Annotated in this window: 24 protein-coding genes; 8 read left to right on the top strand and 16 right to left on the bottom strand. The window is 60.7% G+C overall.

All coding sequences use genetic code 11. The features are described from left to right. Positions 1-8: 8 nt before the first annotated feature. From JOD78_RS15585 to JOD78_RS15560, 6 genes are all read right to left on the bottom strand, one after another. Positions 9-752 (bottom strand): TIM barrel protein, encoded by a 744-nt coding sequence (locus JOD78_RS15585; RefSeq protein WP_134134831.1) that lies wholly within the window; start codon positions 750-752, stop codon positions 9-11. Continuing rightward, positions 749-1,483: an amino acid ABC transporter ATP-binding protein gene (locus JOD78_RS15580; protein WP_088756750.1), complete on the bottom strand. Its 735-nt coding sequence runs from the start codon at positions 1,481-1,483 to the stop codon at positions 749-751. Before JOD78_RS15580 ends, JOD78_RS15585 begins: the two co-directional genes overlap by 4 nt. Beyond that, the gene (locus JOD78_RS15575; RefSeq protein ID WP_121038556.1) at positions 1,470-2,120 is read right to left on the bottom strand and encodes an amino acid ABC transporter permease; all 651 of its coding nucleotides are present in this window, start codon (positions 2,118-2,120) and stop codon (positions 1,470-1,472) included. Before JOD78_RS15575 ends, JOD78_RS15580 begins: the two co-directional genes overlap by 14 nt. Next, positions 2,120-2,815 carry an amino acid ABC transporter permease gene (locus JOD78_RS15570; RefSeq protein ID WP_121038554.1) on the bottom strand — a complete coding sequence of 232 codons (696 nt, stop codon included), beginning with the start codon at positions 2,813-2,815 and terminating at the stop codon, positions 2,120-2,122. The genes JOD78_RS15575 and JOD78_RS15570 overlap by 1 nt, the downstream gene beginning before the upstream one ends. Positions 2,816-2,941: 126 nt before the next feature. Continuing rightward, entirely contained in the window at positions 2,942-3,745 is an 804-nt protein-coding gene (locus JOD78_RS15565; protein ID WP_121038551.1) for a transporter substrate-binding domain-containing protein, read from the bottom strand. 303 nt (positions 3,746-4,048) lie between these two features. Beyond that, positions 4,049-5,176, bottom strand: coding sequence for a LacI family DNA-binding transcriptional regulator (locus JOD78_RS15560; RefSeq protein WP_209568532.1), 1,128 nt, complete (start codon positions 5,174-5,176; stop codon positions 4,049-4,051). 394 nt (positions 5,177-5,570) lie between these two features. Between JOD78_RS15560 and JOD78_RS15555 the strand changes: the two genes are divergently transcribed. From JOD78_RS15555 to JOD78_RS15525, 7 genes are all read left to right on the top strand, one after another. Next, a complete protein-coding gene (locus tag JOD78_RS15555; RefSeq protein WP_209568534.1) occupies positions 5,571-7,682 on the top strand; it encodes a TonB-dependent siderophore receptor in 2,112 nt (703 codons plus the stop codon). A gap of 714 nt (positions 7,683-8,396) precedes the next feature. Beyond that, positions 8,397-9,584 carry an acyl-CoA dehydrogenase family protein gene (locus tag JOD78_RS15550; RefSeq protein ID WP_034332634.1) on the top strand — a complete coding sequence of 396 codons (1,188 nt, stop codon included), beginning with the start codon at positions 8,397-8,399 and terminating at the stop codon, positions 9,582-9,584. A gap of 138 nt (positions 9,585-9,722) precedes the next feature. Beyond that, complete coding sequence (locus tag JOD78_RS15545) at positions 9,723-10,682, top strand: ABC transporter substrate-binding protein (protein ID WP_121038542.1); 960 nt, start codon at positions 9,723-9,725, stop codon at positions 10,680-10,682. Between the two features lie 3 nt (positions 10,683-10,685). Further along, on the top strand, positions 10,686-11,483 hold the full coding sequence (locus tag JOD78_RS15540) for an ABC transporter ATP-binding protein (protein WP_088756766.1): 798 nt from the start codon (positions 10,686-10,688) through the stop codon (positions 11,481-11,483). After that, complete coding sequence (locus JOD78_RS15535) at positions 11,480-12,298, top strand: ABC transporter permease (protein WP_034331325.1); 819 nt, start codon at positions 11,480-11,482, stop codon at positions 12,296-12,298. The genes JOD78_RS15540 and JOD78_RS15535 overlap by 4 nt, the downstream gene beginning before the upstream one ends. Positions 12,299-12,412: 114 nt before the next feature. Further along, positions 12,413-12,973, top strand: a complete 561-nt coding sequence (locus JOD78_RS15530) for a nuclear transport factor 2 family protein (RefSeq protein ID WP_134134823.1) — start codon at positions 12,413-12,415, stop codon at positions 12,971-12,973. A gap of 127 nt (positions 12,974-13,100) precedes the next feature. Continuing rightward, positions 13,101-13,913 (top strand): alpha/beta hydrolase, encoded by an 813-nt coding sequence (locus JOD78_RS15525; protein WP_209568536.1) that lies wholly within the window; start codon positions 13,101-13,103, stop codon positions 13,911-13,913. 3 nt (positions 13,914-13,916) lie between these two features. Here JOD78_RS15525 and JOD78_RS15520 read toward each other — a convergent pair whose 3' ends face one another. After that, on the bottom strand, positions 13,917-14,240 hold the full coding sequence (locus JOD78_RS15520; RefSeq protein WP_134134819.1) for an antibiotic biosynthesis monooxygenase: 324 nt from the start codon (positions 14,238-14,240) through the stop codon (positions 13,917-13,919). Positions 14,241-14,265: 25 nt separating this feature from the next. Further along, positions 14,266-15,192, bottom strand: a complete 927-nt coding sequence (locus JOD78_RS15515; RefSeq protein WP_039788013.1) for a LysR family transcriptional regulator — start codon at positions 15,190-15,192, stop codon at positions 14,266-14,268. Between the two features lie 204 nt (positions 15,193-15,396). On the opposite strand from JOD78_RS15515, the gene JOD78_RS15510 reads away from it, so the two are divergent. Then, positions 15,397-15,897 (top strand): flavin reductase, encoded by a 501-nt coding sequence (locus JOD78_RS15510; protein ID WP_121038533.1) that lies wholly within the window; start codon positions 15,397-15,399, stop codon positions 15,895-15,897. Between the two features lie 596 nt (positions 15,898-16,493). Here the strand turns inward: JOD78_RS15510 and JOD78_RS28020 are convergent. From JOD78_RS28020 to fdhF, 8 genes are all read right to left on the bottom strand, one after another. Further along, positions 16,494-18,053: a methyl-accepting chemotaxis protein gene (locus tag JOD78_RS28020; RefSeq protein WP_245202151.1), complete on the bottom strand. Its 1,560-nt coding sequence runs from the start codon at positions 18,051-18,053 to the stop codon at positions 16,494-16,496. Positions 18,054-18,253: 200 nt separating this feature from the next. Beyond that, positions 18,254-18,799, bottom strand: coding sequence for a hypothetical protein (locus JOD78_RS15500; RefSeq protein WP_134040131.1), 546 nt, complete (start codon positions 18,797-18,799; stop codon positions 18,254-18,256). A 146-nt stretch (positions 18,800-18,945) separates the two neighbouring features. Next, positions 18,946-19,257, bottom strand: coding sequence for a hypothetical protein (locus JOD78_RS15495; protein ID WP_204725174.1), 312 nt, complete (start codon positions 19,255-19,257; stop codon positions 18,946-18,948). A gap of 95 nt (positions 19,258-19,352) precedes the next feature. Beyond that, complete coding sequence (locus JOD78_RS15490; protein WP_209568538.1) at positions 19,353-19,937, bottom strand: hypothetical protein; 585 nt, start codon at positions 19,935-19,937, stop codon at positions 19,353-19,355. Positions 19,938-20,822: 885 nt separating this feature from the next. Then, positions 20,823-21,668, bottom strand: a complete 846-nt coding sequence (locus tag JOD78_RS15485) for a lysozyme inhibitor LprI family protein (protein WP_209568540.1) — start codon at positions 21,666-21,668, stop codon at positions 20,823-20,825. Between the two features lie 271 nt (positions 21,669-21,939). Beyond that, positions 21,940-22,167, bottom strand: a complete 228-nt coding sequence (locus JOD78_RS15480) for a formate dehydrogenase subunit delta (RefSeq protein WP_034331331.1) — start codon at positions 22,165-22,167, stop codon at positions 21,940-21,942. A gap of 61 nt (positions 22,168-22,228) precedes the next feature. Beyond that, positions 22,229-23,071 carry a formate dehydrogenase accessory sulfurtransferase FdhD gene (gene fdhD / locus JOD78_RS15475; RefSeq protein ID WP_121038518.1) on the bottom strand — a complete coding sequence of 281 codons (843 nt, stop codon included), beginning with the start codon at positions 23,069-23,071 and terminating at the stop codon, positions 22,229-22,231. Positions 23,072-23,150: 79 nt separating this feature from the next. Next, on the bottom strand, positions 23,151-26,024 hold the full coding sequence (gene fdhF, locus JOD78_RS15470; RefSeq protein ID WP_209568541.1) for a formate dehydrogenase subunit alpha: 2,874 nt from the start codon (positions 26,022-26,024) through the stop codon (positions 23,151-23,153). Between the last annotated feature and the right edge of the window lie 52 nt (positions 26,025-26,076).

Here is a 26,076-nt window from a genome sequence, read left to right as displayed (position 1 = left end):
GCTTGTCCTCAGACGGCCGCCAGCATCGCCACGTGGCGGCGCGTCGTTTCTTCCAGATCCGTGCCCACCAGCGGGAATTCGATGGCCCGCAGGATGCCCGTGGGGAAATGCGCCAGCATGGCCGGCCAGTGCGTATCCTGCGCCTGCAGCGGCACGGCCTTGAGCTTGCCCTTGTCCTCCTGCACGCCCTTGCAGTGCACGTAGCGCACATGCGGTGCCAGCGAGCGTGCGGCGGTCTCGGGATCGACGCCCTGCCAGTGCCAGTTGCCCATGTCGAAGGTCATGCCGAAGGCATAGCCATTGCCGGTGCACAGCGCCAGGAAGCTGACGATGGGCTCCAGCCGCCCGCCCTGCGGGGTCTGGTCGTTCTCCAACAGGACTTCGATGGGGGAATGCGAGAGGAAGCGCAGCAGCGATTGCAGATCACTGGCTACCGAGAAATGGCCGAGCGATACCTTCAGGAAACGTGCTCCGATCTCCTCGGCCTCATTCATTGCTTGGCCGATCTGCTCACGATCAAATCGCCCGTCGGCACGGAACAATTCCAACGGCGCGGAATACACCGAGAACAGCTTGTGCTGCTCCAGCAAGGCGCGCAAGGCCGGCAGGTCCTGCGGGCCATCGAAGAGCTCACGCCGTATTTCAAGGCCAGCCGCCCCGGCCGCCGCCACCATCGGGACCAGGTCGGCATGGCCGACCCGCCGCACCAGGTCCGCCCCATAGGCCGAGGCGGCGACCAGGACCGGACTCACTTGAGCGCCCCTGCGCCGATGAACTGCCTGGCTTCCGGGGTCTGCGGATCGGCGAAGAATTCCTCCGAAGGCCGCGCTTCCCACACCTTGCCCTGGTGCATGAAGACGGTGAGGTCCGCCACCCGGCGCGCGAACTCCATCTCGTGCGTCACCAGCAGCATGGTCATGCCACCGCGTGCCAGCTCTTCCATGACCTTCAGCACTTCGGCGGTCAGTTCCGGGTCCAGCGCCGAGGTCACTTCATCGAACAGCATCACCTGCGGCTCCATGGCCAGCGAGCGGGCAATGGCCACGCGTTGCTGCTGGCCGCCGGAGAGCTGCTCGGGATAGGCGTCGCGCTTGTGATCCAGGCCGACCTGCTTCAAGACCTTGATGGCCGTCTCGCGGGCAGTGTCGGTGGCGGTCTTCTTGACGATGCGGGGTGACAGCATGATGTTCTCCTCCACGGTCAGGTGCGGAAAGAGATTGTAATGCTGGAACACCATGCCCACATCCTTGCGCAATTCGATGAGGTGTTCGTGCTTGTTGGTCAGCTTGTGGCCGGCCACGGTGATGCTGCCGCCATCGATGGTCTCCAGCCCGTTGATGCAGCGGAGCATGGTGCTCTTGCCGGAGCCCGAACGGCCGATGATGGCCACCACCTGGCCGCGCTCGACCGACAGCGAAATGCCGTTTAACACCTGGTTGCTGCCGAAGCGTTTGGTGATGTTGTCAATCTCAACGATGGGCATGGTATTTCCTCTCCAGGGCAAAAGCGAAACGGGACAGCGGATAACAGAAAACGAAGTAGATACCGGCCACGATGGGGAAGACCAGGAAAGGCTGGAAGGTCGCATTGCTGACCAGCTTGCCGGCCTGCGCCAGTTCCACCAGGCCGATGATGGAGGCGATCGAGGTGTTCTTGACGATCTGCACCAGGAAGCCCACGGTCGGCGGCAGCGAAATACGCACCGCCTGCGGCAGGATCACGTAGCGCAGCTGCTGCCAGCGCGTCATGGCCAGGGCAGTTGACGCTTCCCACTGCGGCACCGGTACGGCCTCGATGCAGCCGCGCCAGATCTCGCCCAGATAGGCGCTGGAATAGATCGTCATGGCGATGGTGGCGGCCACCATGGGCGGGAGCTTGTAGCCGAAGATCGCCAGTCCGTAGAAGGACAGGAACAGGATGATCAGCACCGGCGTGCCCTGGATGATCTGGATGTACACCGCCGAGAGCAGCCGCAGCGGGGCCAGGTGCGAGGTACGCATCAGGGCCACGATGAAGCCGGCGATGCCGCCGCCGATGAAGGCCAGTGCCGAGAGCAGCAGCGTCCAGCGCGCCGCCTCCAGCAGGAACATGAAATTATCGAAGGAAAATTCAGCGAGCATCACATCCTCCTCGGACGAGCCACGCCCAGGCGGCGACGGCGTTTGAAGACCACCAGTCCGATCAGCCAGAAGGCCAGGCGGAACAGCAATGCCAGCAGGATGTAGAGCACCATCACCACCAGGTAGATCTCGAAGCTGCGGAAGGTCTCGGCATCGAGCAGGTTGGCCGTGGCCGTCAGCTCCTCAGCCGAGATGGCCGAGACGATGCTGGAGGCCAGCATCATCAGCGTGAACTGGCTGGCCAGTGCCGGATAGACTTTTTCCAGCGCGGGTGTCAGCACCACATGCCGGATCACCTGCCCGCGCGTCATGGCCAGCGCCTGCGCCGCCTCGATCTGCGAAGGGTGGATGGCCATCATGCCGGCCCGCACGATCTCGGTGGAGTAGGCCCCGAGGTTGACCGTCATGGCCACCAGCGCGGCGATGTTGGCATTGACCTGTACGCCGATGGAAGGCAGACCGAAGAAGATGATGAACAGCTGTACCAGGAACGGCGTACTGCGGATCAGCTCCACGTAGGAGGTAACCGCCAGCCGCGCCGGTGCGCTGCCATGAATGGAAATGATGGCGCCGAAAATGCCGACGGCCAAACCGCAGATCATCGACAGCGCGCTCAACCGTATGGTGAGCAGTGCGCCGACCAGCAACTGATCCAGGTGCTGGAAGATGAACGCGAACTGAAAATCGTAATGCATCGTGTGCTCCTCCGACAACCCCGCGCCGTCCGCTCATCCCCTGAACGGCGCGTGATCTGTTCTTCTCAGGCTGCGCAGTTCATGGCTGCGCAGCCGCTTCTGCAAGACAGATTCCGCAGGACGGAATCAGAACACCGGCAGGTTGGGCAGCGGGCCGGCCCACTTGCGCGAGATGGCATCGAGTTCGCCGTTGAGCTTGACGTAGTAGATGAAGTTGTTGAGCCACTGCTGCAGCTCATACGAGCCCTTGCGCACGGTCATCGAATTGGGTTGCACCGAGTACGGGAACTTGACTTCGATCTTGCCCTGGCCACGGCTCTTGACGATTTCATTGGCCATGGTATTGGGAATGGAGATGGCATCGACCTGGTTCGACAGCAGCGCCTGGGTCACCGTGGAGTCATCCTCGAAACGCACCAGCACCGTGCCCGGAGGCGCCAGGCGGGTCAGTGCGGTGTCGTTGGTGGAGCCGCGCGAGACGCCCACTTTCTTCTTGACCAGGTCATCGAGCTTCTTGAAGTTGCTGCCCACCGGACCGACGATGGAGAGTTCGAAACCGCTGTAGGGAATCGTGAACAGCACCGACTTCGCACGTTCAGGCGTGGGAGCCAGGGTGGCGGCCAGCATGTCGACCTTGCCCGATTCCAGCGCCGGGATACGGGCCGGCGGCACCAGCGGCACGATCTCCACCGGCAGGCCGAGATACTTGCCGATCAGGTTGGCCACATCGACGTCATAACCGATGGGCACGCCCTTGGCATCGACCGAACCGAAGGGCGGTGTGCCGCTGACCACACCGATGGTGATCTTGCCTTTCTTGGTCAGCTCGGCGATGCTCTGCGCGCTGGCGCTGGCGGCGGTTGCCACTGCGCAGGCAGCGGCCAGCGTCAGTGCGACGAATTTTGCGTTGAAAATGTTCTTGATGCTCATCCTGGTCTCCTGATCAATCAATGCCGTGTGGACGGCAGTCCGTTGAGTGCGACAGGCACCGAATCCCGCTGCCCGCTGGTGCGCGGCCGCAGGGACTCGCTTGCCCCTCTTTGTTGCTGCCTGCTTGTGCTTCCCGCTTGCAGGTCTGTGATGCGGCCGGAAGGCCGTAATACGGTTGCGTGCTGCTGAAATACGAGCGCCATCTTTACTGAACAGCTCTGCAGTCCTGTTACAAGGTCTTACCAGTAGTGCGCAGTGCCACGATCAAAGGCCTGCAACTTGGTACCGGTTCCAGCGCTGGATTTAACTGCCGCTTGTTTGCGCCAGCGGCGCGGGCCGGAGCTTGCTCACGATGCCGCTCACCAGCGCGCGCTGCGGATGGCCGTCCACACTGGCGGTCGAACCGCGGCAGATGAGGCGGGGATCGAGCAGCATTTCCATGCGCACCGAGCGCTCGCCGTGGATGCGGACCAGCAAGCGTTCGATGGCCGTAAAGCCGATGTCATAGGTCGGTTGTTCGATGGTGCTGATGCCGCTGCCCACCAGCGGCGACCATGCCAGTTCATCGAAACACAGCAGGCCCACGTCATCCGGAAAGCGCAGCGACATGCTCTGCAAGGCCAGCGCGATCTGCAGCGAGACCATGCCGTTGCCGGCCAGCAGGGCCACTCGCCCCGAGCTGCCGGCGGCCGCCCGGCGCAGGAAATATTCGCGCACGACCGTGGCCACATGGCCGGGTTGGTCCACATCCACTTCCAGCGTCTCGCCATGGCAATCTGGACGTTGCGCCATCGCCTGCAAAAATCCCGCCTGCCGCCCCTGCCGCGAACTCACGCCGAACAGCGGCTGCACCACCAGTGCAATATCCGTATAACCCTGCGCCAACAGGTGATGCGTGGCCAGTTGCGCGGCCTTGACGTTATCGAGGCCGACCAGGTCGAAGTCGCAGCCTTCCACGTGCCGGTCCAGCAGCACCACCGGAAAGGCCGCCTGCCCCAGCTCGCGCAGCGGCGTCACGTTGCGGCCCTGGGTGTTGAACAGCAGGCCTTCCACGCTGTAGGAATGCAGGGCGGCCAGCGACTGCTTCTCGCGCGCCTCGTCATTGCCGGTGTTACACAGCATGAGCGTGTAGCCATGCTTCTGGCAGGCCGCTTCCGCACCATGCAGCACGGCCACCGAATAGGGATTGAGAATGTCCGCCACCAGCATGCCGATGAGCCGCGTACGGCCACCCTTGAGCCCGCGCGCCATCTGGCTGGGCTGATAGCCCAGGCGCTCGATGGTCTTGCTGATCTGGTCGCGCAGCGGTGCCGAGAGCGCGTCGAATTCGCCGCCCAGGTAACGCGATACGCTGGTCTTCGACACCCCGGCCTCCCGCGCAACCTGCGCGATGGTGACCCGGTCGGTGCCGGTCTTGGTGTGTTGTCTCACTATTGCCCGCCAAATCGTTGAACTGCGTCGGTTGATTTGTCTGAAGGCTCCGGGCTGCTCATTTATATGAATCTTTTGGAACCGGTTCCAAGATAGCAGCGGGATCCGGGCGGGTCAAACTTATTTCAGATGAAAAATTTGAGCAGATGCCATGAACGGCGCGCTCACGTTCTCGCACGGCAATATGAATGGATCAGCGCATGAGACGGGGGCTTTCGGGCGATTGCTTCATTCCCGCCGTTCAAGGTCTGAAGCCCGGCTCCTGATTGATGCGACGCGCCAAACACCCTGTACGCGCGCCAGGCGACAAGATGCAAACGATCAGTAAATATTTGTTGCCAAGCACAAGAATGCGATATCATGAATAGTAATTATTCTCATTATTGTCTGATTCATGCCCTCGCTCTCCCCCGGCGCTCTCGCCGTCCTGCTCGCTTTTTCCGTATTGCCCGCTTCTTCCGTCCTGGCGCAGACTGCCAGCACGGACAACAGTGCGGCATCAACCCAATTGCCCACCGTCGATGTGGTCGCCGATGGCGTCAACGACACCAGGTTCAAGGCCACCCAAAGCCAGGTCAACAAATCCGATACGCCGCTGTCGCAAACCCCGCAATCGGTGTCGGTGGTCACGCGCGCCATGCTGGACAGCCAGCAGGCCGTCTCTCTGGCCGATGCGCTGGAGAACGTGCCCGGCGTGGTGGCGCAGCAATATGGCCGGCGCGGCTGGGATGACCTGATCATCCGTGGCCAGGTCGCCTCCGATTCGCTGTATCTGGATGGCCTGCGCACCACCGCCAGCTCGCGCGTGGCCGAGCAGCTGTTCGGACTGCAGCAGGTGGAAGTGCTCAAGGGACCGGGCTCGCTGCTGTATGGCCTGGTGCTGCCGGGCGGGCTGGTCAACATGGTCAGCAAGCGTCCGCAAGGCAATGACTTCGCCAACGTCGACGTCACCGTGGGCAGCCACGACTTCTACCAGACCACCGTGGACATGAACAAATCGCTGTCGGAAAACGGCAAGCAGGCTTTCCGCATCAACGGTCTCATTTCCAATTCGAACGACGCCACCGACAACGTGTGGTTCAAGAACCGCTACATCGCGCCCTCGCTGTCGCTGGACCTGGGTGCGCGTACCGACTTCACCATCCTGACCAGCTACCAGGAACGCAGCTACGTGCGCCAGCAAGGTCTGCCGCTGTCGGGCTCGATCAACAGCAACGTCAACGGCGCGCTGCCGCGCAGCCTGTTCATCGGCGAGCCGGGCGCGCGTCCGTATGCGGCCAATGAAACCCGCGTCGGCTATGCGCTGACGCACCGCTTCGATGACGGCTGGACCCTCAACAACAACGTGCGTTACCAGCAGTTCGAGATGAGCGGGCAACTGGTGGCCAACAACGTCCTGTCGAGCACCGGCCGCAGCCTCACGCGCACCGGTACCGACCAGACCTATGAAGGCCAGACCTTCAGCATCGACACCAATGTCCAGCGCAGCTTCAACACCGGCTTCGGCAAGCACGAGATCACGCTGGGTACGGACTATCTCAATTCGCGCGAAGACACGCTCTCCTACACCTGCACGGTGGCGGCGCTCAACGTCTACAACCCGGTGTATGGTGCGCGACTGAATTGCCCGGCCACACCCAATACCTATACCTCGACCAGCATCCGCGATACCGGCTTGTATGCACGCGACAACATCCGTTTCGGCGAACGCTGGCAATTGCTGACCGGCCTGCGCTACGACAACGTCTCGACCTACTCGACCAATCTGCGCACCGGCGCGCATACCGACACTCCGGCCAGCGCCACGACCGGCTCGGCTGCATTGATGTATGAGTTGCTGCGTGGTGTACGTCCCTACATCAGTTACGCGACCTCGTTCTATCCGAACAGCGGCACCGATGTGAGCGGCGGCACCTTCAAGCCCGAGACCGGCAAGCAATGGGAAGCCGGCGTGAAGTTCGACCTCGACGAAGGCCGCACCAGTCTCAACGTAGCCGTGTTCGACCTGCGCCGCCGCAACGTGCTGGTGAGCGATCCCAACAACACCGGCTTCAACATTGCCGTGGGTGAACAGCGTTCGCAGGGCGGCGAGATCAGCGTGACCTCCGACTTGCGCAATGGCCTGAGCCTCAACGCGGGCTACTCCTATACGGCGGCCATCGTGACCGACGACGGCGGCCAGCGCAGCACCACCGTGGGCCAGTGGCTGGACAACGTCCCGCGCCACAACTTCACCACCAGCGCCCGCTATCGCTTCAAGGGCCAACTGGCCGGATGGGAGTGGAACGGCGGCGTGCACGGCCAGAGCATGATGCGTACCAACGGCTATACCCTGCCGGGCTACGTGCTGGCCGATACCGGCGTGGCCTACAACGCCGAACGCTGGCGCGCTGCGCTCAACGTCAAGAACATCTTCAATACGCACTACTACGCGGGCGGTCTGGCGCGGGCGGTGGCCTTGGGGGATGACCGGACCATCTTGCTGACGCTGGGGTATCGTTACTGATCTCCTGTCCCGCCTTCTCGTGATTCAAGATCGGCCGCTTTCATGCGGCCGATTTTTTTATCCAATGATTCGACATGAATGGCTCATTCGCGGCGAGCTGCGATGCAATCATTCATGTATGGGGAATGCCCACTGACATTCTTCCATGCGAATCCATACAAGATCAATTGCAGACCATCGCGCAGCACGGCTGTGCCGATGCGCATTGGCGTTAGGCGTTACGCCGCACCGGCACATTGAATCAACACGCAATAGAAAAAAAGAAGACATCCCCTCACCGCAAGGACTGCAGGGAAAGAGGAAAAGAAAAAGCAAAAGAAAAGTGGCGGACTCCCGAAGAAGTCCGCCCGAAATGAAGGCCAGAAGGAGCCTATGACGAAACTGAACAGTGTTTCCTTTCAATCTCGGCCCCCATGGTAGTCAGTCCCTTCCACCGCAGGCAAATCCGCACCGCCGATTAGCCGCATCAATACTGCAAATACTTCTCCAAGCAGGGCATCCACGCTCTCGCGTTTGGTGCAGGATCGCGCCAAACGCCCTCCCCGTGCGGGTTTCGCGCATCATGCGGGTGCACCATGCACAAGCCTGCGTGCCATCCCGGAGCAGCCTAATCATTATTACTAATATTCATTCGGCCAATTCCTAAATAGAATTTGACCCTGATTTGACCCAGGACGACACTCAGCTACCTCCTTTCAATCAAAGTGGTGTGCCATGAATTCGATCACGCTCGATGTTTATCCCGTCCAGAAAAAAATCGTCACCGCTGCCCCACCGCATGCGGACTCTCCCGAAATGGATACGCTCATTGCGGAAGTGACCGCACGCCGCGACGAGTTCGATCAGCTCGGCCACGTGCCGCGCGACCTCGTGGCCACCATGAAGAAGGCCGGCATCTTCCGCAGCGGCACACCGCGCAAGTTCGGTGGCGAAGCCCTGGCCCCGGCGCCCTTCCTGGCCATGGTCGAACGCATCTCCAAGGCCGATGGCTCGGCCGGCTGGGTGGCCGCCTTCGGTTCGGCCAACACCTATCTCGCCGCCCTGCCCATCGAAACCCAGCGCAAGATCTACGCAAGCGGCCCCGACCAGGTCTATGCCGGCGGCCTCTATCCGCTGCAGGAAGCCAAGGCCGTCCCCGGTGGATGGGAAATCACCGGACGCTGGCACTTCGCCAGCGGCTGCAAGGGCGCAGACTGGATCGGCGTGGGCATCAAGGACAGCAGCGGCCCCGACGACGGCACACCAAAGCCCGCGCTCATGGCCGTGATGCCGGCTTCTGAAATCGAGATCATCGACAACTGGAACGTGGTCGGCATGCAAGGGACCGGCAGCCACGATACCCGTCTCAAGGACAAGTTCGTGGCCCATGAATGGACCTGTGCCCGGGGCGCGGCCGGCCTCATCGATGAGCCGCTGTATCGCTATCCGGCCCTGGCCTACCAGGCCGAAGTGCACGCTGCCGTCAACATCGGCCTGGCCCGGGCCGCGCTCGATATCGTCACCGACATGGCCGGTGGCGCCAAGATCATGCCGGGTGCGCTGCGCCTGGCCGACCGCGCGTACTACAAGATCAAGCTCGGCGTCTCCGAAGCCAAGTGGCGCAGTGCCCGCATGTTCTTCTACGACGCCTGCGAACAAGCCTGGGAGCAAATCGTGGCGGGCAATCCCGTCACCGAAGAGATCGACATGATGCTCAAGCTCTCGGCCACCTATGCCGCACGGGTCTCGATGGAAGTCGTCAACGACGCCTACCAGGCCGCGGGCATGGCCGCCATCCAGCGCACCCATCGCCTGCAGCGCATCGTGCGCGATGCGATGGTGGTCACGCAGCACGCGGCGCTGTCGGAGTTGAATTACGAAAGCGCTGGCGCGCTTTTTGCAAAGCTGGGAATCAAGCGCTGATGCGCCTCCCCTCCTGAAAAATTGCCTGCGCTCATGCCTGCGCTGCAGGCGCAAGCGCTCCCCGTGTTTTGCCTTTGTTACTGCCGTGCCTGCCATCTCCACTGGCGTTTCACCAACTTTACAAAGAGGACCCAGCCCGTGACCCACTCCACCGTTTCGCCACAACGCCGCAAGCTGCTGCTCGGCGCCGCCTCCATGCTCGCTGCAGGCGCTGCGCCTGCCCTGCCAGCCCTGGCCCAGGGCGCGCCCGTCATCATCGGCGTCGGCGCTGATCCCGTCTTCACGGCCTTCTACGTCGCCGCCAACGAAAAACTGTTCGCCAAATACGGCGCCCCCAACGTCACCGTGCAGTCCTACACCGACGGCGGCGAGGCGCTCAACGCGCTGGTGGCCAACCAGGTGCAACTGGGCTGTGCCGGCGAACCCACGCACATCGTGCGCCTCTCGCGCGCCGAGCTGCGTCCGCTGGCCGTGACCTATCAATCCAAAACCTACGTCAAGCTGGTGGCACGCAAGGCCATCACTTCGGCCGACAAGATCAAGAAATTCGGCATCGTCGCCGGCTCGGTCTCGGAATACGTCACCGGCCTGACCCTCAAGACCCTCAACATCGACGCCGCCAAGGTCGAGATGGTGCGCTCCGGTCCGCCGGAACTGCCGGCCCTGCTGGCGCGCGGCGACATCGATGCCTACTTCGTCTGGGAACCGTGGCCCACGCTGGGCGTGCAGCAAGGCGGCCACATCCTCATGACCGCCGGCGACGTCGGCTACACCAGCACCCTGTGGCTCTCGGCCAATGCCAACTGGCTGGCCGCCAACAAGGAAGTGGCCGGCAACATCCTCAAGGCCCTGGCCGAAGCCTCCGAGATCACCCGCAAGGATCCGCCGCGCGCGGCGCAATCGGTGCAGGCCATCACCCGCATCCCGGTGCCGCAGACGCTCAATTCGCTCAAGGACATGGAACCGATCGTGCGCGACTTCACCGACACCGATCTCAAGACCGCCAATGCCATCGGCGAATTCCTGCTCTCCAAGCAGGCCATCAAGGCACCGGTGGACATGAGCAAGATCCTGCAACGCGGTTTCTACAAGGGGTAAGCCATGGGACATGGATCTTCAGTTTCCATCAAGCGCGTCGGCCTGACCATCGGCAAGAACGAGATCATGGCAGGCATCGACCTCGATATCCGCGCAGGAGAATTCATTTGCCTGCTGGGCCCCTCGGGGTGCGGCAAGTCCACCCTGCTCAATGCGATTGCGGGCTTCCAGGATGTGGCCGGCGAGATCAGCGTGGCCGGCAAGCGCGTCAAGGGACCGGGGCTGGATCGCGGCGTCGTGTTCCAGTCGTCCGAGGCGCTGTTCCCGTGGCTGTCGGTGCGCGAGAACGTCGAGTACGGTCTCAAGCTGCGCGGCATCCCGGCCGCTGAACGCCGCTCCGCCGCCGAACGCTATGTCTCGCTGGTCGGCCTGAAGCACGCCATCGACAAGTTCCCGGCCGAGCTCTCCGGCGGCATGCGCCAGCGTGCGCAGATTGCCCGGGTGCTGGTCAATGAACCGTCAGTGGTGCTGATGGACGAGCCCTTCGGCGCCCTCGATGCGCAGACCCGCGAGGTGCTGCAAAGCGAGCTGGACCGCATCTGGAAAAGCACCGGCTGTACCATCGTCTTCGTCACCCACGACATCTGGGAAGCCATCCTCCTGGCCGACCGCGTGGTCACCATGACGGCAGGTCCGCGTGCCCACATCAAGACCATCGAAGAAGTCGACCTGCCGCATCCGCGCGATCCGGCCGACCCGGCCTGCATGGCACTGTATGCCCGCATCCGCGACGACATCGGTGCAGAAGTCACGCGCGTGCTGCGCGCACAAGGTTTGATTGAAGAGGAATCCGTACAATGACCCAGCTCACACAGACAGCCTCCCCGACGGCACAAGAGTCGGCCATGCCATCCAGCCTGGGTCGTCGCATGAAAGCAGCCCGTCCGTTCCTGATCTCGGTGGTCGCCATCGTCGGCGGCCTGGTGTTGTGGCAACTGGTCTCGATGACCACCTCGCCGCTGTTCCTGCCCTCGGTATCGATGACCTGGGCCGCCGCACTGGAACTGATCAGTGACGGCACCCTGCAGCAGTCGGTGCTGGCCTCCTCCGGACGCATCCTGGCCGGCTGGGGTGCGGGCGTAGCCATCGGCGTACCGCTGGGCATCTTCATGGGCCGCTTTGACCTGGTGCGGCAATTGCTCGATCCCTACATCGAGTTCTTCCGCTTCATTCCACCAATCGCCTTCGTCACCCTCGCCGTGATCTGGCTTGGCCCCGGCGAGCTGTCGAAGATCGCGCTGATCTTCTACACCACGGTGTTCATCGTCACGCTCAACACCATCGCCGGCGTGCAGGCGGTGAACCCGCTGCGCCTGCGTGCGGCGGCCTCGCTGGGTGCCGGGCAATGGAAGATCCTGACCACCGTGATCCTGCCCTCGACCGTGCCCTTCATGGTCACCGGTGCCCGCATCGCGATGGGCAATTCCTTCCTGACGGTGGTCTCGGCGGAAATCGTCTCGGCCCGCGAAGGCCTCGGCGCCCTGATCTGGACGGCGCGCAACTTCAGCCGGACCGAGTGGGTGTTCGTGGGCATCATCGCGCTGGGCCTGCTGGGCTACCTGTTCGACCGCGTACTGCGCATCGCCACCCGCAAGCTGCTGGCGCGCTACCTGTAAGCCCCAAGCCCCTCCTGGCGGCGATGCACTGATCGCCGCTGCCAACCCTGCGCTTGTATGCAGGGTTGGCTTTTCCCATCCATACAAGATCAAGATCACGAGAGACCACGCACCATGACCGACTTCACCCAGGAAATCCAGCAACTCAAACGCCGCCTCGACATCCTCGAAGCCGAGGCCGACATCCGCCGCATCCAGGCACGCTACATGTTCCTGTGCGACACGCCCTGCCCCGAGCCGGTGGCCGATGACGCCGAACGCATCGAGAAGATCCTCGAGCTCTATGCCGAAGACGCCATCTGGGAAGGTGTCGGCTCCTACTACGAGGGCCAGTTCGGCCAGGCCGTCGGCAAGGAAGCGATCCGCAAGCACTTCCAGGCTTTCTGGGGCCAGAAGAAGGATCCGGAACTGCTCCTGAACGTGCACTACCTGACCTCGGAACAGATCCACGTCAATGCCGACTGCACGCACGCCGATGGCCAGTGGGTGCACTGCCAGCCGTGGATCTTCGGCGATGGCTCATCGCTGCTGCGCTCCAGCCGACTCAACAACCTGTTCAAGAAGGTCGATGGCGTGTGGAAGATCGCACGCACCCGTACCGAAAACGTGTTTGTGGCGCCGCTGGCTTCAGGCTGGGCCAACAATGTGCCGACCTATTCGGTGCTGATGAAGTAACGAAGCGCTGCATTCTTCAAACGATACAAATCATTTATATCGTTTGGCGTTTCACGCTGCTGTTCGTTGTTGATGAGATGACCGGGAAGAGGCTGCGGCCTCTTCACCGTGCCGGAGAGCCATTCCCATGTCCCCTGCCCTTCCCGCCCTCGTGCGCCAGTTCATCCCCACCAGCGCCGGCCCCCTGCACGTGGCCAGCATGGGCGAAGGTTTGCCCGTACTGCTGCTGCACCAGACCCCGCGTTCCTGGGACGAATTCCGCGATGTGCTGCCCCTGCTGGCGCAGCGCTACCGCCCCATCGCCATCGATACGCTCGGCTTTGGCGATTCCTGCAAGCCGCCACCGGCGGAGCACAGCATCGAGCGCTGGGCCAGCCTGGCGCTGGAAGTGATGGACCAGTTGGGCATCCGCAAGGCCGCCGTGGTCGGCCACCATACCGGCGCAGTCACGGCCATGGAAATCGCTGCGTCGGCTCCTGAGCGGGTGGCGGCGCTGGTGCTGTCTTCCTGTCCCTACAACGACGCAGCACGGCGTAGCGCGCACGCGGGCAAGCGTACGGTGGACGATGTGGAGGTCCGCACCGATGGCGCGCACCTGCAGGAACTGTGGCAGCGCCGCCAGCCCTTCTATCCGCAAGGCGATACCGACCTGCTCACGCGCTTCATGGTGGATGCCCTCAAGGCCGGACCGATGGCCTCGCATGGCCATATCGTGGTCCGCAACTATCCCATGGAAGATCGCATCGGCCTGGTACGCGCACCCACGCTGGTGTTGCGGGCGGGACGCGATCCGCATGCGGCGCCCTACAGCGAACGCATCGCCCAGGCCATTGCCGGCAGCCAGTGGCGGACGCTGGAAGACGGCATGGTCCCCATGCCGGACCAGATGCCAGGCCCCTTTGCTGAAGCGGTGATGGATTTCCTGCAGCGCAGTTGCTGAGTTTCAATCGCGGGTGAAGGCGTAATCGCGCTCAACCTTGCAGATCCGTGTCTTGTAGGCCTCGTACCATTGCTGCCGTCCCAGTCGCTGGGCCAGCTGGTGGTCGAGGTCGCGCTTCCACGCGGCGATGGCCTCCAGGCTCGCCCAGTAAGACACGGTGATGCCCACCTCTTCGCGCGCCGACTCCAGCCCCAGGAAACCGGGCTGGCGCGAGGCCGCCTCCACCATGGCCTCGGCCATCTCGCCATAGCCGTGATCGCCCTCGGTACGCAGGGATGTGAAGATGACGGCGTAGTAGGGAACCTCTCCGGTGACGGCAATGCTCATGATGTGACTCCAGTACGGGGAAGGATCAGGCGTTCTCGGCTTCGCGTCCGAACATCTCGATGAGCAGGCTGCGCAGCCACTGGATGCCCGAGTCCGCCGAGAAACGCGTATGGGTGTAGATGCTCACCGGGATGCGCGGCATTTCCAGTGGCAGGTCCAGCAGCACGCAGGCCTCATCGACGTTGTGGCGCTCGGCGATGCTGCGCGGCAGGAACAGCGCCAGGTCGGTATCGCGCACGATCTGCGGGGCCACCGTGAAATGCGGCATGCGCAGCGCGAAATCGCGCTTCACGCCGGCGTTGCGCAGCACGTCCTCGGCCAGCTGGTGGCCGGTGGTATTGGTGTTGGCGTAGACGTAGCGCAGCTGCAGGAGGCTTTCCATGGTCAGCGGTTCGCTGGCCTGGGGATGGGTCTTGCGCAGCATGCAGACGTAGTCGTCATTGAGCACCAGCTGGCTCTGGCAATCCTCGGGCAGGCCCGGCAGATAGCCGAAGGCCAGGTCGATGTCGCCGTTGCGCATGGCGGCACCCAGATTTTCCATGGCCATCTGCTGGACTTCGATGGAGACGTGCGGGGCAGCATGGGCCAGCTCTTCCATCAGCAACGGCAGCACGTGGCTGCAGGACATGTCCGACATGACCAGGTGGAAGGTCCGCGTGGCCGTGGCCGGATCGAAGCTGGCGTGGGTATGCAAGGCTTCGTGGATGATGCCCAGGGCGCGCGAGATGGGTTCATGCAGGCGGATCGCGGTTTCGGTGGGCACCATGGCACTGGTACTGCGCACGAAGAGCGGATCATCGAACATTTCGCGCAAGCGGCGCAGGGCGTGGCTCACGGCGGGCTGGGTCAGGTGCAGGCGGTCGGCGGCAGCGGTCAGGCTGCGCAGCTCCCAGATGACGATGAAGGTCTTGAGCAGGTTCAAGTCGACTGCGCCGATATTCATTTGCTTCATGCGGAACATTCCAGACAATCATTTGACCCGTCATTTGTGCAGGGTCTATTGTTCATCCCAGGACGCAGGCCTTCATCGGCGATGCGTTCTCCCTCTCACCTGCTGATCGACATCCGCCTGACGGCGCCGCAGACGACCTTGCTGATGGCGCAAAGGATACGAAGCCTTGTGCCGGATGTCATCTCTTTTTTGGACGGACCTACCATGAAGCAAGATTTTCGCGACGCCATGGCGCGTCTCTCGGCTGCGGTCAACATCATCACCACCGATGGTCCTGCAGGACGCGCCGCCATGACGGTGAGCGCCGTCAGTTCGGTCTCCGACGAACCGGCCACGGTGCTGGTGTGCATCAACGTCAAGAGCGCTGCCCATCCTATCCTGGTGGGCAACGGACGCTTGTGCATCAACATCCTGGCGGGACATCATGAAGAGGTGGCGCGCATGATCGCCGGCATGACCGGGCTGGCGGCCGAGGAGCGCATGGCGCAGGTCGGCTGGGAGACCGGCGACTACGGCCAGCCGGTGCTGCCCGATGCGCTGGCGGTGCTGGAAGGAGACATCGTATTGCAGCAACAGGCGGGCACGCACAGCGTGCTGTTCGTGGAGATCCGGCATATTCGCCTGGCGGCGTCACAAGCTGATGGGCTGGCTTATTTTGGACGGCGCTTTCACCGGATTGCGGCGGAGGTGGCGTTGGCGGCGTGAGGGGAATGATGGCAGCCCGGTCTATCACGAAAAAAACCGCTCAGCAAACTGAGCGGTTTCATCGAAATCACGGGAAGGCAACAGCCCGACAACGCCAACTGCTGCACATGTCGGCTTTACCGGCGCAGCAAGCGCCACCGTCCGACAAGACCAACAAGCAAAAAATATATAGCGATAACGAGCCAGAGCACGTCAGCCCAGCCGATACGAGGCCAATGGGGATCGTGAAAATATACACGATTCATTCCGTACATTACGTACGCGGATAAAGCATACGCGCCCAACAACACGACTCCTGCCGCACCGGCCAGGATGCGTGGCACAGCGCTCATCTTTCGGCCGCCGGGATTCGTCTTCTCACTGCCATTCACAAGCGATCTCCTTCAATGGTCTCAAATCCTGATAAACCAACGCAATGGAAAGCATGCGCGTATCGGACACCGCACGATGATGCATACACTCAACAACGCGCAATAGCGAGTGACCTCTTCCGGGATGCCCCGCGCAGTACGGGGTTCCGCAGCAAATACCGAACCTGCTCAATTTGCACAAAGCCGCGGCCCGGAGTGAGCTCGGGTCAGACCAGCGTCTTAGTCTTATGTCACGCAGACAAAACGGTGAACCAAGCCCGAGAGCGTTGACGCCTGGTCACGCAAAGAGCTTGCAGAGGCCGCTGAGCGTTCAACCAACGCTGCATTTTTCTGTATGCCATCATCAATCACGTTGATGGCCTGACCGATTTCGACAATGCCGGCGCTTTGCTCGCGGATCGCGCTGCCCACCTCGCCGAGGATATCGGCTACCCGCTGCACACTTGAGACGACCTCGCTCATGGTCACGCCTGCGTGCTCCACCAGCTTGCTGCCACAGCTCACCGTGGCGACCGAGTCGTCAATCAAGGATTTGATCTCTTTCGCCGCAGAGGCCGAGCGTTGTGCCAGCGAGCGGACTTCGGAAGCGACCACGGCGAATCCCCGGCCTTGCTCACCGGCCCGTGCGGCCTCCACTGCAGCATTCAATGCCAGGATATTGGTCTGGAATGCGATGCCATCAATGACACTGATGATGTCAACAATCCTGAGAGAGGATTCGTTGATCGCATTCATGGTAGAGACCACCTCGCTGACCGCTTTGCCTCCGGCGCTGGCGATCCCGGAGGCCTGGAACGCCAATTGATTGACCTCTTGCACGCTGTCTGCATTTCTCTTGACCGTGTCGGTCAGATGCGCCATCGTCGATACTGTCTCTTCGATCGAGATCGCCTGCTTTTCCGTCCGACTGGAAAGATTGACGTTGCCGTCGACGATTTCACCTGATGTATGGTTGACCTGATTGGTCGTCTTCTGGATCTCGGACACGATATCTTTGATCGATGACTGCATCGCGATCAACGCATCGGACAAGGCCGAAAACTCGGAAGTGGTCTCCTCGCCGATGATCACCGTCAGATCCCCGCGGCTGATGGCCCGTGAGTTGTCTATGGCATTTTTCAGTGGTTTGGCAATCAGGTTCTTCAACATGACGGTGGCCAACGCTGCGGTAAGCATTGCCATCAGGATGACAACCGAGATGCCGGCAACAATCTTGCGATTCGAACGCTCCAGCTCCGCAATCTTCAGATCGGCATGATCGCTGGCCACTCTGGCCAGGGTGGCCAGCGTGCCGAGATAGGAGCGCACCTGAGGTTCGTATTGCTGCTGGATATAGTTGTGTATCTCTTCTGCGGTGCCATTGCTTTTGACTTTGGCGATGTTGTCGGTGATCGCCACCACTTTCTTCCTGACCTCCACAGCAGTATCGAAGGCCTCTCGAATATTCCTGTCAGTGATCAATGCGGCGACTTCCTGTTGCGTGTCGCCGATGATCTTCGAGGTCTTTTGAAAATCGCTCTCAAAGCTTGCTTTGTATCCGCCCAACTCAACATTGGCGCGAACAAACGCTCTTGCCACATTCTGCTGCACCAGCAAGCTCCATCGTTCTGCGGCGCGGGCGAGTCGTACATCATGGTCGATGACAAACTTGAGTTTCTCGGTCGCATCAAAGATCTTGTAGGTACTGAAAGCAGCAGCGCCTCCCAACGTCAAAGCGAGGATGGTTGCAACAAAGTAGATATACCTGTTGATGGAGATTTTCTTTGAGGATGGAAAGTTATTCATTTTCTTGAAAATGGGCCCGCAGCTCACTGCAATCCCAGCCCCTCGTCCGCTTGCACTTGCCCGCAATGGCCGAAGTGCCGCTGCGACCAAGGCTGGCCATATGCCGAGACGGCGTGGTGAGACTGGTGATATGGATTGCACCAGGAAATGCTGTCAATCGGGCTCGTGCCTGCTGATGGCAGCCCGCCCGACACGTCTTCTTAAAGTCGTTCGCGCGACAAGGACGATTTTCTTCTCTTGGTCATCTCTACGGCCAGATTCATCAGAAATTCGACAGCCTGCCGTGCGCCGTTCAGGGAAAACCGGCTGACCTCAAACTGGCCAGATGCCAAGGGATGCGCAATCCCGACAAGGCCGCTCGATTTGGCAACGATGCCATCAAACTCATCGGGTTTTTCCAGACTGTAGTTATAGAGGGTCTGCCTGTCGCTCGCATACGCGCCCTCACAGACCATCTTGTTGACAGCCGCTCCGGTCGGAGAGTTGATCAGAGCAACGGCAGTGCTTCCCTCTTCGCAAGCTATTTTCGAGGCCTGCAACCAACTGCATGTGCCTGAGCTGATATTGCACGTCTTGATCAAGAGATCTCCTGCTGAATTTGTCGTCGCGGCATAAGGAAAACCGGAGGGCGAAATACTTACTGACCAATCGCCAAAGTCCTTCGTCTCAGCCTGTGCAGACAAACTGAACAAGGTGAGCAGCGTGAAGCTCAATGCGCTGTAAAAAAGGGATTTCATATCATTCATCGCCAAGATCCAATTGGTATTGATTCTGTTGTGTGTAATGAGTCATCCGACGTGCAAGAATGACGTCGCTGCGAGGGAGGTTGTTGAACATGGGTCGCCCCCATTTTTCTCCATGAAGTTTCCTGCCACAGCAGCGAAACCCATGTTCAACGCGAAGCCTTTGAAGCTTGGCCTTTCGGCGTGCAGGCCGCCGGGTTGGACATGCCCATGGTAAGCAGATTGCCGCCATTGATGATGCAATTGAATTCCTTTCTGTCGTTGGTCACGACGTTCACAAAGGTATTGGTACCGTCCGTGCGCCGCGAAATGATGGTGAGATCAGAAGGGGAATAACCGAGATTGCCGGCGGCCTGCGACTTGATTTTTTCATCGCTCAAGATGTTCGTTTTTTCGGCAATCGTGTCGCATCCGGCCACGCTGAACATCGACAGGATCATCAAGCATTTCAAAAATTTCATTTCATTCTCCGTTCATTGAAAGACGCCGTGGCGATGCGCTTGTCCGGGCAGACCTGACAAGCGCCGTAAAAATACAACTGCCTTGCACGTGCCCGTCACATACCCATGCGGTGCAATATGCCTGTTTGCCCAAAGCCCCATCCCCGCCATCCGCAAGTTCCTTGAACGTCATAATAGAAGATGATGTCGGTTTCCTTGTCGGCCCAGAACTGAACAACGCAAACGTCCTGATAGGTCTTGGTTTCATACTGGTACACGATCGTAGGAGGGTTTCTGGTTGCATCCATGTAAGAGCCAGCCAGCTCTTCTCTGGTGTACGGATTGCTTTTGATCAGACGGAACGTGACATGCTTCTGCCCATACAACTTGCTGATCTTCCACTTGTTGGTATCGATATCTATCGACCAAGGCGTACCAAACACCTGGTAAGCCTCCGCGACATCTTTTCCCATCAGCTCCTCCGCAGCATTACGTTCGGGGGCAATGGTGGCACAGCCCGACATCATCAACACCAAGCCGGCAAGCAATGCTTGCATGTAGCTACGTTTCATCCATTCACCATTCTGAAATTGTTTTTTAAAAGGCCTCCTGCAGCATCCGGGCGTCTGCGGTCTTTGCAGCGGCAGGCTGCTCACCTCATTTGCACCTGGATAAGCAATCGGCACGAGTTGAGACTGCATGACATGAGCGGGAAGTCGCCGGAGCGTATCCAAGCAAGGGACGAGTCCACTTCATCAACACGTCGTCACGGTGCCTGGCACTCCCAATCAACCTGTCTCAGGGCAGCTCTGGCCAAATGGCTCAGATCATTCGATACATACGGACCAGCCCACAAAGTGCATTCGCTCTCGATGCCTTGGGATCAGCGATGCAATCAAAAGCAAGCTTCACCGGACTCACCGGATGGATTTCGCCAGGAATGAGCGAGACAAAGCGACGCCAATTTTTTCTTAATTTTTTCTGATTCATATTTTTGCGAATTCACTTCTTCAAAAAAGCGAGCTTTTTATCTTTGATGGCGTTAAGTTTTGTAAGGACGGATCAGATCATATAGACCATCAATGACGAAAGGCTGACGAATAACTGACGCCATGCCACTGAATCGATGAAACAAATAGGCGATTTCGGGTTAATTAATTTAATTTGAACCAATCGGCCGCAAAGGTGAATACAACCGCATGAAGCCCCATCAGGACTGGTATCAACACGTAATATGCCAGGCGTAGTGCCTGCGCCGAGGAGGCGGCGGGAAGGAAAAGGAGGGAGATCGTCAGCGCTTGATGATCAAATCAGTGCGAGAAAGACAATGCAGGCAGATGCCGGCGGCCAGCACAGAAAGACTCGATTTACAAAAGCGAGTATTAACTACTAAAAAAACAAGTCAAAAATTATTCATCTTCACTGAGGATCACAAAAACCCATTGAAGTGATGAGCCCACCTTGCGCGTGATACCGCCGCGTACCGCCCTGGCGAGGGCCGTGCGCATTCCAGGCAGTGACGGCGCAATGGCCGCACTGCCTCCCATGCTGATCTCCGTTGTGGTGTGTGTTCGCTGACGGTCGAATTACATCAACGAAAACTTCTTGTCGGTGAGGCAAGGATTAATCCACGAATCATGATCGTCGGCAGGCGATCCACTTACCTCAGCATCCAGCTTGGGCAGCGGCGGATCCAACACGATACCGCCGCCCGCCGCCTCGGCTTGTGCTCCTGAGGCTGTTTCCCCACCCTGCCCCGAACACGTCTCATCCTTGCAGCTGGCTACGATCTTGGGGATACCCGCGACAAGTGTCGCCACCGTCCTGGTGGTGTACACGCGGTAGGTTGCCCACTCACTTGTCTCGCTACAAATCCGTTCCTTGTTCTGGTATTGGATTGTGCCCAGGCAGGCATAGCCATAGTTATCGCCAGAGCCATTCTGATTACGCGGATAGAAGAAGCACTCGGTGGCAAAGCCAGTGAAATCCCCTCGGGGAAATTGGCTTGCATAACGCCGCTGATCCAGTGCCGCCTGAATAAAGTGAAACTGCCCCGGCTCATGATCTGAGCGCCGCTTGAGTTGATCTGTGCGCCCCCTGATCGCCTTCAATACCATCTTGCGCTGCATATCCTTCGGATAGGTCTCACCGGTCTGGCCATTGGTAGCGCGATCGAGATCCCCAAACGCTGCCTCCCGCGCCGCGATCCAACGTTTCTGGCTGGCGACCAGCATGTCGTGGATCTCAGCATCAGGAGCTGCCTTCAAGATGGCGGCATAGGCGCGGTTCATGTCCGCATCTGCGCGAACGATGGCCGGATTGCTGCAAATAAGATGCTCAACGTCACTCGAAGCACGCTGACAGTTGATCGCATAGGCTGTGGAAGACAGTGACGTGACGACGAGTATCGGCAAGGCAAGAAATAACTTCATTACTCGGATCTCTCCTGGAAACAAGTGGGCGAATACATCAGTATTCCTGACAGCATGGGAGAATCTTGCCAACAACGATGCATCCCATGCAGGATCAGGCGGATGCTGCCTGCCTTGCCTGACAAACGGCTGATGAATTTACACTTGTGGAATTCACCCAACAGAAGCGATTCCCGGCGTCCGGCCATGAGTGTCCCCCTGCTCTCGCCAAATAAAAAAACCGCTCAGCAAACTGAGCGGTTTTCACCTGAATCACAAGAAGACAGCTGTCCTACACCGCCAACTGCTGCATATGCCGGTTCACTGCCTCCAGCACGATGGGATCGAGTCCCTCCCCTTGCGTCTTCTCGATATGCTCCAGGAAGGCCTTGCGCATGCGCGGCTCCCAGAAACGTTTGAGGTGCGAAGCCAGGTCGGCAATGGCCTGGTCGCGGTCCGGCATGGTGGAAAAGAAACTGCCGATCTGGTTGGCCATCTTGACCAGGTGTTCGATATTCATGGTGCGTCTCCTCCTGCTCTGTTCATCGATTGTCCGTCAACTCTTCATCCGCGCCACCAGCTCACCGCAAACGATGCGGCCGCGCATATACCACGTGGCCCTGCTTGCGCACGAAGCCCAGCAGCGTCACATCCGTCTCTTCGGCCAGCCGGATCGCCAAGGCGGTCGGGGCTGACACGGCAGCGATGAAACCGATGCCGACCGTGGCCGCCTTCTGCACCATCTCGTAACTGGCGCGGCTGGTGATGATGGCCGCGCCCTGCGCAAAATCGGCCTCCTCTTCGGCCAGCGCGCCGATAAGCTTGTCCAGCGCATTGTGGCGGCCCACATCTTCGCGGACCAGCACGATGCGGCCCGACGCATCCATCCACGCGGCCGCATGCGTGGCACCGGTGGCCTGCTGCAAGTGCTGCCCGGCCTGCATCTGCTCAAAAGCAGCATGCACCTGCTCCACCGAAAACACCGCGCCACCGCGCACTGCCTGCGGATGCCGCACCGCCTGCTCCAGCGTCTCCGCACCACACAGGCCGCAGCCGGTGCGCCCGGTGAGGTTGCGGCGCTTCTCCTTGAGCGCCACGAAGCGCTCGGTGGCGATGCGCATCTGTACCTGCACACCTTCGCAGCCGGGGACGATCTCGCATTCATACAGCTCGCCCGGGGCGGCCAGAATGCCTTCGGTGAGCGAGAAGCCCAGTGCGAAATCTTCCAGGTCGGCGGGCGTGGCCATCATCACGGCATGCGAGATGCCGTTGTATTCGAGGGCAATGGGCACTTCCTCGGCGACGACATCCTCTACCGTCTCGCGCTGGCCATCGCGCCAGCGATCTACCTGCACGCGGGCGAAGGTGGCGTAGTCGCCGGTGGTGTCGTCGATGACGGGGCTGCTGCTGTTGCGTGTGTTCATGCTGTCCTGCTGGATGCGGATGGGTTGGGCTCGTGTCTGCGGAAATCACGCCGGCACGGGCCCGTCAGGCCCGCGCCGCTTACTTCGTCACCAGGGGTTCCGCCGGCACCTCGCCCTTGAGCAGATCGAGCTGCGCACGGTTGAAGCGCTCGTAATGCTGCTGCCATTGCGAGGGCTGCGTCACCGGCATCACCTGCACCGCCGTCACCTTGTACTCGGGGCAGTTGGTAGCCCAGTCGGAGTTGTCAGTGGTGATGACGTTGGCACCCGATTCGGGGAAGTGGAAGGTGGTATAGACCACCCCCGGCTGTACCTTTTCGGTCACCGTCGCGCGCAGCACGGTCTGGCCTGCACGCGACTCCACGCCGACCCAGTCACCCTCGCGGATGCCACGGTCCTCGGCATCGTGCGGGTGGATTTCCAGCCGGTCTTCGCTATGCCATTGCGAGTTCTCGGTGCGGCGCGTCTGCGCGCCCACGTTGTACTGCGACAGGATGCGGCCGGTGGTCAGGATCAGCGGGTAACGCTGCGTCACCTTCTCGTCGGTGGCGAAATACTGCGTGTTGATGAACTTGCCCTTGCCACGGATGAAGCTGCCTACGTGCATGATGGGCGTGCCTTCCGGCGCTGCCTCGTTGCAGGGCCACTGGATGCTGCCGAGTTTCTCCAGCTTGTCGTAGCTCACGCCGTGGAAGCTGGGGGTCAGGGCGGCGATCTCGTCCATGATTTCCGAGGGGTGATTGTACGGCATCGGGTAACCCAGCGCTTCGGCCAGCGCCACCGTGACTTCCCAGTCGGACTTGCCGGCCTTGGGCGGCATCACCTTGCGCACGCGCGAGATGCGGCGCTCGGCGTTGGTGAAGGTGCCATCCTTTTCCAGGAAGGACGAACCGGGCAGGAAGACATGCGCATACTTGGCCGTTTCGTTCAGGAACAGGTCCTGCACCACGATGCATTCCATGGCCTGCAAGGCCGCCGCGACGTGCTGCGTATTCGGGTCCGACTGGACGATGTCTTCCCCTTCGCAATACAGGCCCTTGAAGCTGCCATCGAGGGCCGCATCGAACATGTTGGGAATGCGCAGGCCCGGCTCCGGATTGAGCGTCACGCCCCAGGCCTGTTCGAACTGGCCGCGCACGGTGGAATCTGAAATGTGGCGATAGCCCGGCAATTCGTGCGGGAAGGAACCCATGTCGCAGGAGCCCTGCACATTGTTCTGCCCGCGCAGCGGGTTCACGCCCACGCCTTCGCGGCCGACGTTGCCGGTGCACATGGCCAGGTTGGCGATGCCCATCACGGTGGTCGAACCTTGCGCATGTTCGGTCACGCCCAGTCCGTAGTAGATCGCGGCATTGCCGCCGGTGGCATAGAGGCGCGCCGCGCCACGGATGATCTCGGCGGGCACGCCGGTGATGGCGGCCATGGCTTCGGGGGAATTGTCTTCGCGCAGGACGAATTGCTTCCAGTCCTGGTACGACTGCAGGTCGCAGCGTTCCTGGATGTAGGACTCGTTCTGCAGGCCTTCCGAAAGGATCACATGAGCCAGCGCCGTGATGATGGCGGTGTTGGTGCCGGGGCGCAGCTTCAGGTGATAGTCGGCCTTCAGGTGCGGCGACTTGACCATCTCGGTGGTGCGCGGGTCGATGACGATCAGCTTGGCGCCCTGGCGCACACGGCGCTTGATCTGCGACGCGAACACCGGGTGTCCCGCCGCCGGATTGGCTCCCATGATGAGGATGACGTCCGACTTCATCACCGATTCGAAGGTCTGCGTCCCGGCCGATTCACCGAGGGTCTGCTTCAGGCCATACCCGGTCGGCGAGTGGCAGACACGGGCGCAGGTATCGACGTTGTTGTTGCCGAAGGCGGCGCGCACCAGTTTCTGGACCAGGTAGGTTTCTTCGTTGGTGCAGCGGGAAGAGGTAATGCCGCCGATGGAATCCTTGCCATGCTTGGCCTGGATGCGGCGGAACTCGCTGGCCGCATACGACAGCGCTTCCTCCCACGACACTTCGCGCCAGGGATCGTTGATGCTCTTGCGGATCATGGGATTCAGGATGCGGTCCTTGTGGGTCGCATAGCCCCAGGCGAAGCGGCCCTTGACGCAGGAGTGGCCTTGATTCGCCTTGCCATCCTTGTACGGCACCATGCGCACCACTTCATTGCCCTTCATCTCGGCCTTGAAGGAACAACCCACGCCGCAATAGGCGCAGGTGGTGACCTTGCTGTGCTCGGCCTGGCCCAGCATGATGACGGTCTTTTCCGTCAGCGTCGCGGTCGGGCAGGCCTCCACGCAGGCACCGCAGGAGACGCATTCGGATTCCATGAAGGCTTCCATCTGCCCCGCCGATACGCGCGACTCGAAACCACGGCCGTTGATGGTCAACGCAAAGGTCCCCTGCGTTTCTTCGCAGGCGCGCACGCAGCGGTTGCAGACGATGCACTTGGAAGGGTCATAGGTGAAGTAGGGATTGGATTCATCCTTCTTCATGGTGGTATGGTTCTCGCCCTCGTAGCCATAGCGCACTTCGCGCAGGCCGACCACGCCGGCCATGTCCTGCAGTTCGCAGTTGCCGTTGGTGGGACAGGTCAGGCAATCCAGCGGGTGATCCGAGATGTAGAGTTCCATCACGCCACGCCGGATCTCGGCCAGCTTGGGGGTCTGCGTCTGCACCTTCATGCCCGGTTCGCAGGGCGTGGTGCAGGAGGCCGGATAGCCTTTCATCTTGCGGCCATCCTTTTCGATTTCCACCAGGCACAGGCGGCAGGAACCGAACGGTTCCAGGCTGTCGGTGGCGCACAGCTTGGGCACGTTGATGCCGGCCTCGACCGAGGCGCGCATGACCGAGGTGCCGGCCGGGACCGTCACGGCCACGCCGTCGATCTCCAGCGTGACCAGGTTTTCCGAGGCACGTGCGGGGGTGCCGTAATCCGTTTCGTTGAGCTGATTCATGGTGCAACTCCTTGCATTCGCTGATGCGCTGATGCGCTAAATCGCTGATGGG

It is taken from the genome of Herbaspirillum sp. 1130 (genome assembly GCF_017833835.1).
Taxonomy (GTDB): Bacteria; Pseudomonadota; Gammaproteobacteria; order Burkholderiales; family Burkholderiaceae_D; genus Herbaspirillum; species Herbaspirillum huttiense.
Note: the sequence above shows the minus strand (reverse complement) of the source record. Positions and strands in the feature narration are given on the sequence as shown.